The 17,639-nt window shown below is 70.8% G+C and carries 11 protein-coding genes; 5 read left to right on the top strand and 6 right to left on the bottom strand.

Annotated features, from left to right (window positions below):
• Window positions 1-16: 16 nt before the first annotated feature.
• The 4 genes from J2X26_RS08405 to J2X26_RS08390 all read right to left on the bottom strand — a co-directional run bounded on the left by J2X26_RS08405 (window position 17) and on the right by J2X26_RS08390 (window position 6,199).
• Window positions 17-3,022 carry a glycoside hydrolase family 2 TIM barrel-domain containing protein gene (locus J2X26_RS08405; protein WP_307491388.1) on the bottom strand — a complete coding sequence of 1,002 codons (3,006 nt, stop codon included), beginning with the start codon at window positions 3,020-3,022 and terminating at the stop codon, window positions 17-19.
• Window positions 3,019-3,831, bottom strand: a complete 813-nt coding sequence (locus J2X26_RS08400) for a carbohydrate ABC transporter permease (protein WP_307491386.1) — start codon at window positions 3,829-3,831, stop codon at window positions 3,019-3,021. Before J2X26_RS08400 ends, J2X26_RS08405 begins: the two co-directional genes overlap by 4 nt.
• Window positions 3,824-4,636, bottom strand: coding sequence for a carbohydrate ABC transporter permease (locus J2X26_RS08395; protein ID WP_307491385.1), 813 nt, complete (start codon window positions 4,634-4,636; stop codon window positions 3,824-3,826). Before J2X26_RS08395 ends, J2X26_RS08400 begins: the two co-directional genes overlap by 8 nt.
• Window positions 4,637-4,885: 249 nt before the next feature.
• On the bottom strand, window positions 4,886-6,199 hold the full coding sequence (locus J2X26_RS08390) for an ABC transporter substrate-binding protein (RefSeq protein WP_307491384.1): 1,314 nt from the start codon (window positions 6,197-6,199) through the stop codon (window positions 4,886-4,888).
• A 363-nt stretch (window positions 6,200-6,562) separates the two neighbouring features.
• On the opposite strand from J2X26_RS08390, the gene J2X26_RS08385 reads away from it, so the two are divergent.
• From J2X26_RS08385 to J2X26_RS08375, 3 genes are read left to right on the top strand one after another with little or no spacing between them, the layout of a single operon-like run.
• On the top strand, window positions 6,563-7,594 hold the full coding sequence (locus J2X26_RS08385; RefSeq protein ID WP_307491382.1) for a LacI family DNA-binding transcriptional regulator: 1,032 nt from the start codon (window positions 6,563-6,565) through the stop codon (window positions 7,592-7,594).
• Between the two features lie 40 nt (window positions 7,595-7,634).
• A complete protein-coding gene (locus J2X26_RS08380; RefSeq protein ID WP_307491381.1) occupies window positions 7,635-8,621 on the top strand; it encodes a phosphotransferase family protein in 987 nt (328 codons plus the stop codon).
• A complete protein-coding gene (locus J2X26_RS08375) occupies window positions 8,618-10,036 on the top strand; it encodes an MATE family efflux transporter (RefSeq protein ID WP_307491379.1) in 1,419 nt (472 codons plus the stop codon). Before J2X26_RS08380 ends, J2X26_RS08375 begins: the two co-directional genes overlap by 4 nt.
• On the opposite strand, the gene J2X26_RS08370 is transcribed toward J2X26_RS08375, so the two are convergent.
• Complete coding sequence (locus J2X26_RS08370; RefSeq protein ID WP_307491378.1) at window positions 9,959-10,795, bottom strand: glycosyltransferase family 2 protein; 837 nt, start codon at window positions 10,793-10,795, stop codon at window positions 9,959-9,961. The genes J2X26_RS08375 and J2X26_RS08370 overlap by 78 nt on opposite strands.
• A 44-nt stretch (window positions 10,796-10,839) precedes the next feature.
• Window positions 10,840-14,232, bottom strand: coding sequence for a DUF5107 domain-containing protein (locus J2X26_RS08365; protein WP_307491375.1), 3,393 nt, complete (start codon window positions 14,230-14,232; stop codon window positions 10,840-10,842).
• A 68-nt stretch (window positions 14,233-14,300) separates the two neighbouring features.
• On the opposite strand from J2X26_RS08365, the gene J2X26_RS08360 reads away from it, so the two are divergent.
• Both J2X26_RS08360 and J2X26_RS08355 read left to right on the top strand, forming a co-directional pair.
• Window positions 14,301-15,194, top strand: coding sequence for a helix-turn-helix domain-containing protein (locus tag J2X26_RS08360; protein WP_307491374.1), 894 nt, complete (start codon window positions 14,301-14,303; stop codon window positions 15,192-15,194).
• A 48-nt stretch (window positions 15,195-15,242) separates the two neighbouring features.
• The gene (locus J2X26_RS08355; RefSeq protein WP_307491372.1) at window positions 15,243-17,627 is read left to right on the top strand and encodes a beta-galactosidase; all 2,385 of its coding nucleotides are present in this window, start codon (window positions 15,243-15,245) and stop codon (window positions 17,625-17,627) included.
• The last annotated feature ends 12 nt before the right edge of the window (window positions 17,628-17,639 follow it).

Genomic DNA, 17,639 nt, shown 5'->3' with positions numbered 1-17,639 from the left:
ACCGCACCCGGTCGTGCTAGAGGAGCCCGCGGAAGGCGAACCGGAACGTGAGCTCGGTCTCCGTCGGCAGCCGGTACTCGGGATGGGTCTGCGCACCCCAGGAGTCGTCGCCACCGACCCCGCGACGCTGGAGCGCCGGCCGCAGGACCGTCTGGTAGATCGGCGGCAGCTCGGTGTGGTGCGCTGCGTTCTCGATCTCGAACGGCGTCCACGGCAGGGCCGACAGCTCCATGCCCTGGTCCGACTCCAACCGCAGGCCCGCTCCTTGCTCGTCCGTCACGGTCGCCCAGCGCACGCCGGTGCGGCTGCCCGCCTCCTGCGGGCGCAGGTAGGGCGTGAGCGCGGTGCGCACGTCCGCGTCCCACACACCCAGCCGGGCGCCTGCCCGGCGGTCGACGTACGACTCCTCGGGCCCGTCCCCGTACCAGCGCAGGTTGCGGAACGCGGGGTCGGTCGCCAGGAGGAGACCGAGCTCGGGCATGTCCGGCAGCCCCGCACCGGGTCGCACCGTGAGGGTCACCTCGACGCGACCGTCACCGTCCACGAGGTAGGAGAGCTCGCACTCCCCCGCGGGTGCGGTGGGCAGCTCGTACCGGAAGCTGACGAGGACCCCGGCGTCCGTCTGCTCGACAGCGGGGTGGTCGGCACCCCGGACGGCCGTCGCGTACCGACTGGCGATCAGCCATCCGCCATCCAGCGCAGGGGCACCCCACCCGCGCTCGTTGGAGGTGGGTGCGTGCCAGAACGACGGTCGGGGCACCGAGCGCAGCAGCTCACGGCCACCGTCCCCCGTCAGCCCGTAGCGGTACGACTGCAGCCCTCCGTGCAGCCGCGAGAACAGGGCGGTGAAGTGCCGGCCCCGGACGCCCACGTTGTGGATGCCGTAGACGACCTCCGGCGCAGCGGCCCGGCGGGCCGGCGTCGTGGTCGGCACGACGACGACCGTCTGCTCGTGGGCGACCTCGTGCCCGGCCGACGCCCAGCGGGTCGTGCGACGCAGCCGGAAGGACACGTCGACCGTGTACTCGCCAGGCCCGGACGGCACCGTGACCGGGAGCGCGTAGACCTGCGAGCCCCCCGGGGCGACGTCGGTCTCGAGCACCTCCTCCTGGAGCACCCGGCCCTCCCGGGCGACGGTCACGACGCACTCGTGCGCCGACGACGACGTGGCGAGGTGACGGTTCTCGACCGTGACCTTGTCGCTGCCCACCGAGAGCCGGTAGCCCTGGTAGAGGTAGCGCACCTCCTGGGCGAGCGGCTTGAGGGACCGGTCGGCGAAGACGATGCCGTTGCCGCTGAAGTCGCCGTCGTGCGGCGCGTCGCCGAAGTCGCCGCCGTAGCCGAAGTACTCGCGGCCACCGGGGTCGGTGCGCCGCAGCGCCTGGTCGGCGAAGTCCCAGATGAATCCCCCCTGGAACAGCGGCTCACGGTAGGCCAGGTCGACGTACTTGTGGACCGCCCCGAACGAGTTGCCCATCGCGTGGGCGTACTCGCACAGCACGTAGGGCTTGTCGCGGTGCGTCGCGAGGAACTCCTCGATCTCGGCGGCGGGCGCGTACATCCGCGAGACGACGTCCGTCGTCTGCGGGTGCCGCGGGTCCCAGTGGACGCCTTCGTAGTGCACAGGCCGGGAGTCTTCCCGGCGGAAGTACTCCGACACCTCCAAGATGTTCGACCCGCCGAACGACTCGTTGCCGCACGACCACATCACGACGCTCGGGTGGTTCTTGTCCCGCTCGAGCATGCTCGCGGCGCGGTCGAGGAGGGTGGGCAGCCACTCGGGACGGTCCCCGGGCAACGCCACGTCGATCCCGGCCCCGGCGAACCTGACCAGGTCCCACATTCCGTGCGACTCGAGATTCATCTCGTCGATGACGTACAGGCCGTACTCGTCGCACAGGTCGTAGAAGTAGGAGTTGTTCGGGTAGTGGCTGGTCCGCACGGCATTGATGTTCAGCCGCTTCATGAGCTGGACGTCGGCCTCGGTCTGCGCACGGGTCATCACGCGACCCTGGAGGCCGAAGTCGTGCCGGTTGACCCCGTTGAAGACCACGCGGGACCCGTTGACCTTCAGCAGGCCGTCCTCGATGCCGAACCGTCGTACACCCACCTGGACGGGGACGTGCTCGGTCAGGCGGCCCGACGAGTCGTAGACGTCGAGCGTGAGGTCGTACCGGTGAGGATCCTCCGCGCTCCACAGCCGCGGGCTCTCGATACGGACCACCAGCTCGTCGTCGCCGGTGAGCTGGCCGGCACCGGCGATGCCGGCGTCCACCCTGCCGTCGCCGGCCAGGACGATGCGCACGCGCACCGTCGCCTCGGAGAGGTCGTCGGCGACGTCGGTGACCACGCGGACGTCCTCGACGTGCACGGTGGGCCGGCGGTACAGGACGACGTCCCGGAACAGGCCCGAGAACCTGAAGAAGTCCTGGTCCTCGATCCACGACCCGGCGCTCCACCGGACCACCTGCGCCACGATGACGTTCTCTCCGTCGACCAGGGCGTCGGTGAGGTCGAACTCCGACGGGGTGAAGGAGTCCGTCCCGTAGCCGATGTACGCGCCGTTGAGCCAGACGGCGACGGCGCTCTCCGCACCGTGGAAGCTCACGCTCAGGCGCTCGCCGGGCTCGAGCGGGTGCTCGAGGGCGAACGTCCGCCGGTACGTCGCGACGGGGTTGTACCGCTGGGGAACCTGCCCCGCCTCGAGCTGCTCGTAGCCGTCCCACGGGTACTGCACGTTGGTGTACTGCGGGCGGTCGTAGCCGAGCAGCTGGATGTGGGCCGGCACCGGCACGTCGTCCCAGCCGGAGTCGTCGACGTCCACCCGCTCGAACCCGGGGACGACGAGGGCGGGACTCTTCGCGTAGTGCAGCTTCCACAGCCCGTTGAGCGACTGCTCGAAGGAGCTCGTCCCGGTCGCCGCCTCCTGCGAGGAGGCGAACCACCGGTGGTCGGAGTGCGCGTCCAGGCGGTTCTCCTGGACGAGTGCAGGGTCGGCGATCCGGTCGAGGTCGAACGTCACTTGATGGCCCCCGTGACGCCCTCGGCGAAGTGACGCTGCAGCGCGAGGAAGATGACCATCGTCGGCACCGAGACGATGAAGACGGCGAGCATGAGGCTTCCGTAGTCGGTGACGTACCCGGCGCGCATGTTCGAGAGCAGCATGGGCAGGGTCTGGTACGCGTTGTCGACGAGGATCACCTTCGGCCACAGGAAGTTGTTCCACGAGAACAGGAAGGTGATGACACCCGCGGCAGCGAGGGTGGGCTTCATCGTCGGCAGATAGATGCGCGCGAAGATGCTCACCTCGCCCAGCCCGTCGAGGCGCGCTGCCTCGATGATCTCGTGCGGGAACGACCGCGACGCCTGCCGGAACAGCAGGATCAGGAACGGCGTCGCGATCAGGGGCACGATGACCGCGAACGTGGAGTTCACCAGTCCCAGCTGCGCGAAGAGCCGGAACAACGGGATCATCGTCGCCGCGAACGGGATCATGATCGCCAGGAGCAGGATCGCCATGACGGTGTCCTTCGCCCGCGAGTGGTAGATCTCGAACGCGTACCCGGCGATCGAGCACAGGATCAGCGCGAGCACGGTCGTCGCGATGGCGTTGACCGACGAGTGGTAGAACGCCGACCCCAGCGGCTGGGAGTCGACGAGCGTCTGGAAGTTCTCCAGGAGGTGGCTGCCCGGCAGCAGCTTGGACGCCACGACCTCGTTGCTCGTGTTCGTCGCCGAGACCGCCATGAAGTAGAGCGGGAAGACCGACAGGACGACGGCGACAGACAAGAAGAGGTATGCGGGGATCCGGCGGAGCTGTGTCTTAGTCACGCTTGTCGCCCACCTTCAGCTGGATGGCGGCCAGGATGGCCACGATGATGAGGATCGCGTAGGAGATGGCAGCCGCGTACCCGAAGTTCGGGCTGTTGCGGAACGACACGTTGTACAGGTAGTGCGACACCGTCATCGTCGTGTTGCCCGGGCCACCGTTGGTGAGGTTGTAGGACTCGTCGAACATCTGCAGCGTCCCGTTGGTCGACAGGATCGCGCAGAGCAGGATGATCGGCTTGAGCTGCGGCATCGTCACGTACCAGAACGTCTTGAACCCGTTCGCGCCGTCGACGCGGGCAGCCTCCAGGGTCGACCGGTCGATGTTCTGCAGCGCGGCCAGGAAGAAGATCATGTTGTAGCCGGTCCACCGCCACAGCAGGCCGAGGATGATCACCATCCGGGCGGTGCCGGTCTGGCCGAGCCAGTTGACGTTGTCGTCGAGCAGTCCGAACTTGATGAGCAGGTCGTTGGCCAGGCCGTCCGTCGCGAAGATCTGCCGGAACACCAGCGCATACGACACCAGGCCGACGGCACACGGCAGGAAGATCGCCGTCCGCCAGAATCCCTTGAACCGCAACCACGGTGCGTTGAGCAGGTTTGCCAGCACCATCGCGATGGCGAGCATGATCGGTACCTGGATGATCAGGTAGATGAACGTCGTGCTCAACGTCAGCCGGAACGTCTCGTCCTCGAACAGCCGCTGGTAGTTCAACCACAGCGGCTCTGCCCAGGTCAGCCGCGTCCCGCGTCCCGTCTGCAGCGACAGGAACAGCGCCTGGATCATCGGCCAGAAGTTGACCAGCACGATGAGGGCTGCGGCGGGGATGAGGAACGTCCACCCCGTCAGGCTGCGGCGGCGCGCTATTGCCGACAGGGGTACCCGCTTCGAACGGCCTGGGGACAGCTTCGTCCCTCGGGGGGGTGCGCTTGACGCGCGGTCCTCGGTTGGTGCGGTGGGAGCGGACACGATCAGCTCACCTCTTCTTCGCCGGTGACGGACTGGGTAGGGACGCGGGCGGCGGAGCCGTGACTGGCTCCGCCGCCCGCGCTGGGATCACCCCATGGCGAACTCGACCGTCGCCTGCGCCTCCTCGAGCGCGGCCTGCGGGTCCGTGCCGTTGAAGATGTTGGTGATGGCGACGCTCACGGCGTCGCGCCCCTCGTAGTAGTACGCGCCCGTGTTGTTGCTGGGCACCTCGGCGGCGAACGTCAGGACGTCGGCGTAGATCGGCTGACCGCCGAAGAACTCCTGCGGCTCGCTGTAGACGTCCGACTCACCCGCCGGCAGCCAGTTGGCGAGCGCGCCGGAGGCCGGGAGGATCGTGTCGTAGAACTCGGTCGAGCCGGCGAACGTCGCGTTCAGGAAGTCACTGGCGAGCGCCTCGTTGCCGTTCGGCGTGATCGCCCAGGACGAGCCACCGTTCGCCGTGTAGTTGGTCGCGCCGTCGACGCCGTCGAGCTTCGGGACGTTGGTGACGGCCCACTTGCCGGACTGGTCCGCGGCCGACTGGATAGAGCCGGAGATCCAGACGCCGTTGACGACGCCGGCCGTGTTCGAGTTGACGATGGTGTTGATGTACTCGTCCCACGAGTTGACCTCGACGAAGACGCCCGCCTCAACCATCTGCCCGTACATGTCGATGGCTGCCAGCAGCGCCTCGTTGTCGGTGATCGTCGGCTTGCCCTCGTCGTCGAACAGGCTCGCACCCGCGCTCTGCAGCATCATCATGATCGTGTCGGCCGAGCCGGCCTGGCCGGTCAGCATCGGCTTGCCCGTCTTGGCCAGCACGTCCTTGCCGATCGTGAGGAACTCGTCCCACGTGATGTCGGTGAAGTCGTCGACCGTGTAGCCGGCCTGCTCGAGGATGTCCGTGCGGTACGCACCGATCGCGGTCCCGTTGTCGAACGGCACCCCGTAGTTGACGTCCTCGTACGTGGAGTAGGCGACGACGGACTCGGGGAACTCGCTGAAGTCCACGTCGGAGTCCGCGAAGTCGGCGAAGATGTCCGGGTAGTTGATGACGTTCTTCTGGAACGCGTTGTTCTGCATGAGGAAGATGTCGGGCAGCTGGTCGGTCTCGCCGGACTGGGCCAGCGTGGTCAGCTTGGTCTGCACGTCCTCCCACGGCGTCTCGACGATCTCGAGCTTGAAGTCCGGGTTGTCCGCCTGGAAGACCTTCTCGGCCTCCTCGAGGGCGTAGATGTTGAACGCCGGGTCCCAGGCCCAGACCGTCAAGGTGTTGTCGCCCGTACCACCGCTCGCGTCAGTCGAGTCGTCGTCGCCGCCACCGCCGCCGCTGCAAGCGGCGAGGGCGAGGCTCAGCGACAAGACGGCGCCCAGCGCCCCGAGCGTGCGTGTCTTCTTCATCGGGTGATCCCTTCGTGCTGTTGGTCGTCCCGTGGACCGTCGCCGGCTCTCGCCGAGCCGCCGGCTCCCCCTCACCACACGCAACGTCGCGGTGGCTGAGCGGGACAGGTCGACTGTGCTGTTTGGAGGTCGTGCGCCTTGCTGAGGGTCAGGCGGTTACCAGCTCCGCGCCACGGGGGTCTCGTCCACACCGACCATGAGCAACAACGGCGTCACTCGACCCTCACTGGCGTTTGGTGACGTCACCATAGCAGCGCTCGACGGCTTGCTCTGCAACGCTTTGGTAACGCTCGCAAGCCACGTTTTCGTGCTGTATCGATCCAATGGTTACGTCATCATGCGTGTCACCACTACGATCTCGGCATGACAACCGCGTCAGCACCTGGCCGCCGCCGCTCAGGTCCTTCGATCGGTGATGTCGCCCGCCTTGCGGGCGTCTCGCCCCAGACGGTCTCGCGCGTCTCGACCGGCGCTGACTCGGTTCGGCCGAGCACCCGCGCACGCGTCGTGCAGGCGATGGACCAGCTCGGGTACTCGCCGAACCGGGCGGCCCAGGCGCTGCGGAACGGCACGTTCGGCGCCATCGGGGTGCTCTCGACCGGGTTCCAGCGCACCGGCGAGGCCCTCACCGCCGAGGCCCTGGTCGAAGCCGCCGCGCTCGAGGACTACTCCGTCACGCTCCTGCACGTGCGCAACCCCGCTCGGGAGAGCTGGGACAGCGCAGCGCACCGCATCTCGCACCAGGCCATCGACGGCCTCGTCATCATGCGGGCCGAGCAGGCGTCGCCGGCGACGCTGGCGCTCCCCGCGGGCATGCCCGTGGCGGTGTCCTTCTCCAAGTTCGCCGGCCACTACCCCACCGTCACCGCCGACCAGGTCCAGGGCAGCGAGGACGCGATGCGCCACCTGCTCGGCCTGGGACACCGCACCGTGCACCACCTCGCCGGGCCGCGGGACTCGGAGCACGCCCTGGTGCGCAGCGGCACGTGGCGCCGCTGCCTCCTGGAAGCCGGGATCCGTCCACCCGAGCCGGTGTACGGAGACTGGAGCGCGCACGACGGCTACGAGGCGGGGAAGCGGCTCGCGGCCGACCCCGACGTCACCGCCGTGTTCTGCGCCAACGACGAGATGGCGCTCGGCCTCGTGCGGGCGCTGCACGAGGCCGGCCGCCGCGTGCCTGACGACGTGTCCGTGGTGGGCTTCGACGACATCGCCGTCGCCGGCTGGACCTCACCGCCCCTGACGACCGTCCGGCAGGACTTCCACGCCATCGGCCGAGCGCTCATCACCCTCGTCGTCGGTCAGCTCCGGACACGGTCCGTCCCACCGCCGGCCCTGACGGTCATCCCCACGGAGCTCATCGTCCGGGCGAGCACCGGACCCCCTCCGCGCTGAACCCGGGCCGCACAGCCCGCCGCTCGACGATGAGGACTCGATGGAGAGCATCACGAAGAACCGCCAGTCGCCCGCGACGCTGCGGGCGATGGTCGAGCGTGCCTACGGCGCCGACCAGGTGCCCACGGGCGAGCCGGACACCTGGCTCGAGGAGCTGGGGCACGGCTGGTTCAACGTCGCCTACAGGATCCTGCTGCGCGACGGCCGGGCCGTGGTCGTGAAGATCGCGCCGCCGCGGGACGTGGCGGTGCTGACCGCCGAGCGCGGCGCGATGCGCATCGAGCTCGACGCGCTGGCGCTGATCGCGGCACGCACCGACGTCCCCGTCCCGCAGGTCGACCACGCCGACCTGAGCCACGAGCTCGTCGACGCCGACTACTTCTTCATGCCGTTCGTCGACGCCGAGAACTTCGGCATCATCACCGACGGCCTGAGCACCGAGCAGCGCGACGCGTACAACGAGGCGCTCGGCGCCGCCAACCGCGACCTGAACTCGATCCGTGGGAGCTGGTTCGGACCGCTCGCCGGCCCGGGTGACCCGTCGTGGCGCACCGTCTTCACCGGCCTCGTCGAGGCCGTCCTGGCCGACGGAGAGGCCCGCAACGTCGACATCGGCCGGGACTACGACGAGATCCGCAAGGTCGTCGCCCTGCACGCCGACGTCCTCGACGACGTCATCGAGCCGCGGTTCGTCGAGTGGGACCTCTGGGACTCCAACGTCATGGTCCGCGACGGCAGGATCGTCACGATCATCGACCACGAACGCGCCCTGTACGGGGACCCCCTGATGGAGGCCGGCTTCGCCGGCACCTATCTGTCCGACTTCGGCGACCCGACCGCGTTCATGCGCGGCTACGGCCAGGAGCAGCTCACGCCGAGGGAGCAGACGCGCCGTGGCCTGTACTGCCTGCACCTGGTGGTGATCATGGCGATCGAGACCGTGTACCGCGGGCACACCACACCCACCCAGTACGACTGGGCACGCGAGCAGATCGGCACGATGATGAGCCTGCTCACGGAGCCGTGAGCACCCGCACGCTCGACGCCGCCGCCCTGGGTGAACGGCCCGTCGGGCGGCTGCTGTGGCACGCCTGCACCCAGACCACCATCGCGGTCGGGGTCTACGGGATCTACGCACTGACCAACGCCTGGTTCGTCGCCCGCGGCGTCGGGACGACCGCGATGGCGGCGGTCAACCTCGTCGCCCCCTTGCTCCTGGCGCTGGGCGCGGTCTCGACCGCCCTCGGCGTCGGAGCAGCCTCGGTGGTCTCCCGGCACCTCGGCGCCGGCGACACGAGCACCGCCGCACGCGCCGCTGGGAACGCCTTCACGGCGTTCTGGGCCACCGCCGTCCTGATCACCGTGCTCGGGCTGACCGGGCTCGAGCCGCTCCTGCGCCTGCTCGGCGCGCACGGCCCGACCCTCGACTACGCACGCGACTACGCCGTGGTCATCCTGGCCGGTGCGATCGTCTCGACCGGGTTCTCCAGCCTGGTGCGCGCCGAGGGCCGGATGCGGTTCGCCACGATGCTGTGGGTCGTCCCGGTCGCCGTCCAGATCACCCTCGACCCGCTGCTCATCTTCGGACTGGACCTCGGCGTCCGTGGAGCCGCCCTGGGAACGGTCGGCGGCCAGGCCGTCTCCGCCGCCATGAGCATGTGGTTCTTCTTCGGCCAGCGGCACCGCCCCTACCGCATCCGCAGGTCCGACCTGCGGCCCCACCTCCCGACGGTCCGGACCCTCGTGGGCATCGGCGCCCCCTCGTTCCTTGCCGGCTTCGGCGCCACCCTGCTCGTCGTGGTGGTCAACACCACGCTGTCGCGGGTGGCCGCCGCCACCGCCGCGCTGGCCGCCTTCGCGATCTGCGCCCGCATCCAGACGTTCGTCGCGATGCCCCAGCTCGGCATCAGCCAGGGGATGCAGCCGATCGTCGGGTACAACGCCGGTCGCCGCCTCGCCGCACGCGTCCGACGCACCCGGACCCTGTCGCTGCGCGCCACCCTCGTCTACAGCACCGTCGCCGCCGGCTCCGTCGCGCTGCTCGCCGAGCCCATCACCGCCGCCTTCGTCGACGACCCCGCGGTCCACGCCGAGTCCGTCGACGCCCTGCGCATCCTGGCGATCGGGTTCGCCGCAGCCGGCGTCACCCCACTGGTCTCCGCGTACTTCCAGGCCATGGGCAGACCACGACCGTCCTACGTCCTCTCCGTCGGAACCCTGCTTCTCGTCAAGGTCCCGCTCGTGCTCGCCCTCGGCCACACCGGCCCCACCGGCACCTGGATCGGCCTGGCCGCGGGCGAGCTCCTCTCCGCGGGCATCGCGCTCCTGGTCCTGCGCCGACTCGATGTCCCCGCCACCGGCGGGTCAGCCCCGGCGGACGGCGATCCGGACGGCCGCGGCCATGCCGCCGTCGCCGTACGTGACGTCCCCGACGGGCAGTGAGCGGTCCGCGGCCACCAGGTCCTCCCACCGTCCGGCGGCGTCCATGGCGCGCGCCTCGAGCGCCAGCAGCACCTCCCGGAGGTGCCGCTCGAAGACGGCGCGATGCTTGTCGACGAGCCGGCCGTAGAGCTCGAGCCGGGAGTCCATGGAGCGGACGTTCGCGGAGGCGGGCGCCGTCCGGTACTCGATGAGCGGCTCCGGCACGACGGCGACGTGCCCACCGTCGCCGACGAGCGAGAGGAAGAAGTCCCAGTCCTCGAACCCGCTGCGCATGTCCTCGTCGTAACCGCCGCACGCACGCCAGGCGTCGCGGCGGACCACCGCGGCCGCAGGGCAGGCGTTGCGGTGCAGGAAGTCGACAGCCGACCCTCCGCCGGGCCGCACGACCGCGTCGATCACGCCGTGCGCACGCAGCCACGACGATGCGGCGAGTGCGCCGGGGTCGCCCCGCAGGACTGCGACGGTCCGCTCGAGGAACGTCGGCGCGAGGCGGTCGTCGCCGTCCAGCACGGCCACGAGGTCGGTCCCGGCGGCGGCGATCCCCGCGTTCCGGGCAGCCGCGACCCCACGGTTGGACTGACGCAGCACCCTGACGCGGCCGTCCCCCTGGAGTCGCTCGATGACCTCGACCGACTCGTCGTCGGTCGAGCCGTCGTCGACCACGATGACGGCATCCGGGACGCGGGTCTGTCGCAGGACCGACTCGACCGCCTCGGCGACCAGCTCGCCCTGGTCGAATGCGGTGACGATCACGCTCACGCTCAGCACGCCTCATGCTGGCATGAGAGGACCGGCGGCGGCCCTTACTGGTCAGCGAGCGGGAACGGATCGAAGAGCTCGCGCCGGAGATCGAGGGCCCGCAGCCGGCTGGGCTCGCGGGCGAGGACGTCCTCGAGGCCTGCCGCCGCGGCGGTGACGTCACCCCGCAGGGCGGCGACCTGTGCCTCCAGGAGCATCGCCGACGTCGTCTGGGCGGCCTGGAGGTCGTCCTGGAAGAGCAACAGGGTCGGCAGCGAGGTCGCGAAGTAGTCCACCGTCGCGGGCGTCGAGCGGAGCGTCACCGCGTGCGTGGCAAGGCCGTCGACCAGGGCGCCGGCGCGGGCGTCGTCGCCGAGACGACGCGAGCCCAGCACGGCGTAGTAGGTCAGCTCGGAGAACTCGACCGGGGCCATGCTCTGGAAGTCGCCCGTGGCGCTGGCGGCACGCGACCAGGCGGCGGAGGCGCCCGCGTCGTCACCCGTCGCGGCGAGGGCGTCGCCGAGCATCAGGTGCAGCTGAGCTGTGGTGGCCAGCGGGTGCCGGGCCTCACCGAGGCTCGCGACGGGCTCGAGGGCAGCGCCGACGTGCTCGAGCGCGAGCTGCCCGTCGCCGTCGTCGAGCGCGCGGCGGGCGAGGGCGAGGTGCGCCTCGTCCCACGCCGAGAGCACCTGTCCCTCCCCGCCCTCCCACGGCTGGAACCGGCGAGCACGGAGGAGCTCGAGCGCGACCTCGGGCCTGCCCGTGGCGGTGTGCAGCTGGGCCAGCTCGACGGTGAGGTCGTCACGGGCGTCGACCGCCGCGCGTTCGCCCTCGAGCACCGCGAGGCGCTCCTCGGGCGACGCGGCGGACCGCTTGGCCAGCTGGTCGCGCTCGTAGACCAGGCGGGGGTCGCCGGGAGCGACCGCAAGTGCGCGCTCGTAGTGCTGCCGTGCGGCGGCCGGGTCGGCCAGGACGTTGAACGCCGCGACCGCACGGTTGCGCCACACCACCGGATCGCTCGGGTCCAGCTCGGTCGACGTGCGCCACGCGGCGATCGCGTCGAGGTGACGACGCTGGAAGTACAGCCAGTGGCCGAGGATCGCCCAGGCCCGGGCGTCGTCGGGGTGCCGCTCGACGTGCGCCTGCAGCATGTCCACGTCGTCGAGGCGCGAGGCGAGGCAGTGCACGGCGGGCACCGTCCGCGCCAGGGCGCGGTGCCGGTCGGCGTCGCCGTGCTCGCCGGCCGCCTCCAGGATCCGTGCGGCGTGCAGGTGCACCAGTGGTCGAACCTCCACCTGACCGAGGGCGGGCCCGACCTCGACTGCGGCCTCGAGCAGCCGGACCGCGTCGGGCCACAGACCGAGCGAGTCGTACTCCAGCGCGACGTCGAGCAGCGTCGGGGCGTCCGTCGCGACGTCGTGACCTGCCAGGTCACGGGTCCACACGTCGAGCGGGTCGCGGTCGAGCGCCCGTGCCAGCACGGCGTCCGCGTCGGCGTCGCGGCCGGCGCGCCGCAGCAGGACGACGAGCACCGCCTGGGCCTGCAGGTTGTCCGCGTCGGCGGCGGCTCCGCGGGCGTGGTCGAGGGCGGAGCGGTCGCGGCCGCGCGCAGCGTCGAGCCGCGCCATCGCGAGGAGCGCCGCGCCGCACCACGCCTGGTTCCACCGCGCCTTGCCCCACGCCTCGTAGGCCTCGTCCGGGCGACCGGTGCGCGCGAGCACCCGGCCGAGGCGGAAGGTCGCCTCGCCGTCGCCGGGGTTCGTGTTCAGACGGGTCTGGCGGGCGAGCGCTGCCCGCAGGTGCTGCTCGGCCTCGGCGTACCGCCCGGCCTTGTAGCGCCGCGCGGCGAGCGCGAGGTTCGAGCGGTAGTCGCCCTCGTCGCGACGCAGGGCCTCGAGCCAGTACGGCTCGGGCGACCGGGTCGCGTGCCGGTACTGGTCGAGGTGCACGCCGACGAGGTACAGCTCGTCGACGGACGGGACGTCGGCGGGCGGCGCGGGCTCCTGCGCGGGCTCGGGCATCGCCGGCGAGCCGTGCGCGACGCGGGGTCGCCACGCGATGACCTCGGCACCGCCGTGCTCGACGACCAGCGTCAGGTCCTCAGGAGCCCAGGCGGCGTCAAGTGTCAGGTCATGCACGATCGGACGATCCGGACCCGAGTCCGCCTCGACCTGCCAGAGCGTCGCGCCGTCCGGCCCGGTCAGCCGCACGGCGACTCCGGCGCGGACCTGCGTCATCGCGACCGCCACCCGCACGGCGGTGCTGGCCGGGCCCGGCGTCACGTCGAGGCGGACGGCCGCCTCGAGGTTGGCCTGGTGGACAGGACCGGTCTCCTGGATCGGGTACCAGTACTGGCTGAACGTCTTCGTCTCGCCCGGCGCCAGGAACGTGAAGTCCGGCTGGTTGTCCGTGAAGACGCCGGCCATCAGCTCGACGTAGGGCCCGTCGGTGTCGGTGAGGTTCGCGTCCCAGGCCTTGCCGAACGCGCCGGTACCCCAGGTCCACTGCTTCTTCCCCGGCGCCACCTGGTGGTCGGCCCAGTGCACGAAGCCTGCCCGGCGGCCGTGGTCGTAGCCGCCGAAGAAGTCGTCCTGCGTCCCGAGGGCCATGTAGGACGTGGGCACCGGGATGTTGCGGTACCAGTCGATCCGGTCAGGGTCGGGGGCACTGGCGGGGTGCGCCCCAGCCTTCCGGGCCTGGTAGTCGATCCCGTAGTACGGGCGGTCGGCCGCGGGGAACGCGGTCACCGCGCGCTTGGCGTGGTCCGCGACGGCGTGCACGTCGGTCGGGAAGAACGACTGGTAGTCGTCGTTCACTGCCGCCGCGACGTTCGCCCACCAGAGGAACGTCTGCACCTCGTCGGTGCGGTTGAACAGCCTGACGCGCAGCTCGATCACCGAGGAGTCCGGACGCAGGCGGATGCCGTGCATGCCCTTCATGCGGGCGAACGGGTCGTGGTCCGAGCACCACACCGTGACGGCTCCGTCGGCCTCGTGCTCGATCGTCGCCTCGACCGGCAGGAAGGTCGCAGGGCGGTGGTGCTGTGGCCAGTTGAGCTCGACGCCGCCCGAGAGCCAGGGTCCCGCGAGCCCGACGAGCGCCGGCTTGATGACGTTGTTGCGGTAGAAGAAGTCGTACCCGTTGGTGGTGTCCATCCCGACGTGGATGCGGCCTCCGAGCTCCGGCAGGATCATCAGCCGGATCCACGGGTTCTCGAGGTGGATCGCGTCCCAGCCGTGGGGCGCCTTGGTGGGGCTGATGCGCTCGTGGAACGGCAGCGGGTACACACTCCCCGACGAGCCCTGGTAGACGCGGTTCTCCAGGAACGCCGGGTAGCGGTCCGCCGGGTCCGGCTGGTACGTGTCGATCGTGACCGGCTGGCGCCACGCGGCGACAGCCTGACCCACGAGGTGTGCGGGCACGGCGGGGAGGTCCAGGCGGGACTCGTCATCGAGCATGGCATGACGCTACGTTCCGGTCGCCATGCTGCAGAATGGGCACTCTTCCGAGACACATGGACGAATCGATGATCCCAGCGACTGAGGCGCCGCCCCGCCGACGCGAAGGCTTCCCCGGGCAGCGCATGTGCGTGCTCCCCCGCCCGCTCGTCGCGCAGGCCTCGGCGACACCGCCGCTGTCGCAGCTGCTCGTCACCGACGTCGGGTACTTCCCGCGAGCGTCGACCCACGGGCGCACCCGCACGCACGGCGCCCCGCAGCACATCGTGATCGTCTGCGCGGCGGGCCGAGGGACCTGCACGCTGCCGTCGGGTGTGCACCAGGTGCACGCGGGGCAGGCGCTCGCGATCCCCGCGGGCGTGCCCCACCGGTACGAGGCGGACGCCGAGGAGCCCTGGACCATCTGGTGGATGCACCTGGTGGGCCAGCAGGTGCCCGACCTCCTTGCGGCGATCGGCGCCACGCCGGACCAGCCGGTCTTCGGGCTCGGCGACCCGGCCCCCGTCATCTCCCTCGTCGACACGATCATCCGGCGCATGGAGCGCGACGAGACGATGGCGAGCCTCCTGGCGTCCGCCGGTGCTGCGTGGCACGCGATGGCGCTCCTGGCGGCCGACCGCCGGACGATCGGCAGGCAGCAGCCGGACCCGATCGCGGCGACGATCGAGCACCTGCGCGCGAACGTCTCCACCCGCATCTCCCTGGCCGACCTCGCGGGCATGGCCGGGCTGAGCGTCTCGCACTACTCCGCGCTGTTCCGGCGGTCCACGGGCTACGGCGCGCTGGAGTACCAGACCAGGCTGCGCATGGGCACGGCGCGCGAGCTCCTCGACACCACCGACCGGCCCATCGCCTCCGTGGCCGCCCGGGTCGGGTTCAGCGACCCCCTCTACTTCTCCCGCCAGTTCCACCGGATCCACGGCATGAGCCCGACCGAGTACCGCTCGCACGACAAGGGCTGAGCGCAGGCATACTCAGCGACGAATCCAGGCTTTGCTCCAAGGAGAGACATGACCAGCGCCGTCCGCCCGGGCACCCTCGTGGCGCCGCACCACCTCACCGTCGTCGCCCCGACGGCACCGCGCCGCGGCCACCTGAGCGTCGGCGAGCCGCCTGCGGGCGACGACCGGATCGAGGTGACCAGCAGGTGGGTCGAGCGGGGTGGCATCCCGTGGTTCCCCATCACGGGCGAGATCCACTACTCGCGGGTGCCTCGCGATCGCTGGCGTGACGTCCTGGGCCACGCCCGGGCCGGCGGCCTGACCTCGGTGGCGACCTACGTGCTCTGGCAGGCCCACGAGCCGGAGCCCGGCGTCTTTCGCTGGGACGGCCAGCTCGACCTGCGCGCCTTCATCGAGGAGGCCAGGGCGCACGGCCTCGATGTCGTCGTCCGGCTCGGCCCCTGGGCCCACGGCGAGGCACGGTACGGCGGCTTCCCCGACTGGCTGGTCGAGCGGAACCTCGCTACCCGCACCAACGACCCCGCGTACCTCGACCTCGTGCACGCCTTCTACGCGCAGACCATCGCGCAGCTCCGGGGTCTGGCACATGCCGAGGGAGGGCCCATCGTCGGCGCACAGGTCGACAACGAGCTCTACGACCAGCCACAGCACCTCGCACGCCTGCGCGAGCTCGCCGAGGAGCTCGGGCTCCGGGTCCCGATCTGGACGGCGACCGGCTGGGGTGGTGCGCAGGTCCCCGACACGCTGCTGCCCGTGTACAGCGCCTACTCCGACGGCTTCTGGGACGACGAGCAGACGGAGTGGCCCGAGTTCTCCGCGTTCCACTTCCGCTACAGCCCTGTGCGCGACGACCTGTCCGTCGGGGCGGACCTGCGCGAGGCGCTCGACGGGATCACCCTCGACCCCGACGCGGTGCCGCTGAAGGACGATGACGCCGTGCCCTTCGTGACGTGCGAGCTGGGCGGAGGGATGCACGTCGCGTACCACCGCAGACCGATCGTCGCGCCCGCGGACGTCGCCGCACTCGCGCTCGCCAAGGTCGGCAGCGGCTCGATCTGGCAGGGCTACTACATGTACGCCGGCGGGACGCAGCGCACGGGTGCACACGGCTCTGAGCAGGAGTCTCATGCGACCGGCTACCCCAACGACGTGCCACGCGTGACCTACGACTTCGCCGCCCCGATCGGTGAACACGGTCAGATCCGCCCCCACCACCACGGGCTGCGGGCCCAGCACGTGTGGCTCCAGCAGGACGGGCACCGCATCGCCACGATGGCCACGACGGTCGGCGGCGGCAGCGCCGACCCGGAGATCCTGCGGTGGGCAGTGCGATCCGACGGTCGCAGCGGCTACCTGTTCGCCTCGACGTACCAGCCCGCGAAGGCGGCGCTGCCGGAACAGCGCGACGTCCAGCTCACGGTGACGCTCGACGGCGGGGACGTCACGGTGCCCACCCAGCCGGTCACGATCCCGGCCGGTGTCTCGCTGGTGTGGCCGCTTCGGTACCCGCTCGCGCCGGGCGTCGTTCTCCGGGGTGCAACTGCACGGGTCCTCGCTCGCGTCACCGTCGACGACCGCGAGGTCGTCGTGCTGGGCGCCTACGACGGCATCCCCGTCGAGCTCGTCCTCGACGGGGACCACGAGGTCGGCGGGGCGGGTGTCGCCGTCCACCGCGAGGGCGCGACGATCATCTCCCTCGCCGCACCGGCCGGCCCGACGTGCGTCGTCGAGCTCGAGAGTGCGCGGATCATCGTCCTGGACCAGGAGAGCATCGACCGGCTCTACCTGCTCGAGGTGGACGGCCGGGAACGGCTGGTGCTGTCTTCCGCGCCGCTCTACGCGGTGGACGGCGAGCTCGTCGTGCAGACGGAGAGCCCCGACGTCACCGTCTCCCTCCTCCCCGCTCCTGAGGCACTCCGGGCCGAGGGCAGCGACCTGAGCGAGCCGTCCGACGACGGCCCCTGGCGGTCCTGGCAGGTGAGCGCGCCGCAGGCCGGCCGCCGCACGCTCGTCTCCGGGCTCCGCCCCGAGGCGACCTCCCCACGCCCTGAGCGCGGCGGCCCCCTCAACCGGCTCAGCGCGCCCACCGACTTCGCCGGTGCCGCCGTCGTGCAGGTCGAGGTCCCCCCGGAGCTGTTCGACGGCGTCGACCGCACGCTGCTCCGGGTGCGATGGACCGGCGACGTCGGCCGTGCGTTCGTGGGCGACGAGCTGATCAGCGACCACTTCTGGCACGGTCGCGACTGGGACCTCGACCTCACGCCGTGGGCGTCCGCGATCGCTCGACACGGTGTGCGGTTCGAGCTCCTGCCCTGGCAGCGCAGCACCGGTGTCTGGGTCGACCCGACCGTGCGGCAGATCCCCGACGGGGTGCACGTGGCAGCAGTGGATGTCGTACGCGTCGGCAAGGTCCGGCTGACCTGGTCGATCTGAGGGAGAGATCGT

The sequence above is a fragment of the Cellulomonas humilata genome, from assembly GCF_030814415.1.
Taxonomy (GTDB): domain Bacteria; phylum Actinomycetota; class Actinomycetes; order Actinomycetales; family Cellulomonadaceae; genus Cellulomonas; species Cellulomonas humilata_A.
Note: the sequence above shows the minus strand (reverse complement) of the source record. Positions and strands in the feature narration are given on the sequence as shown.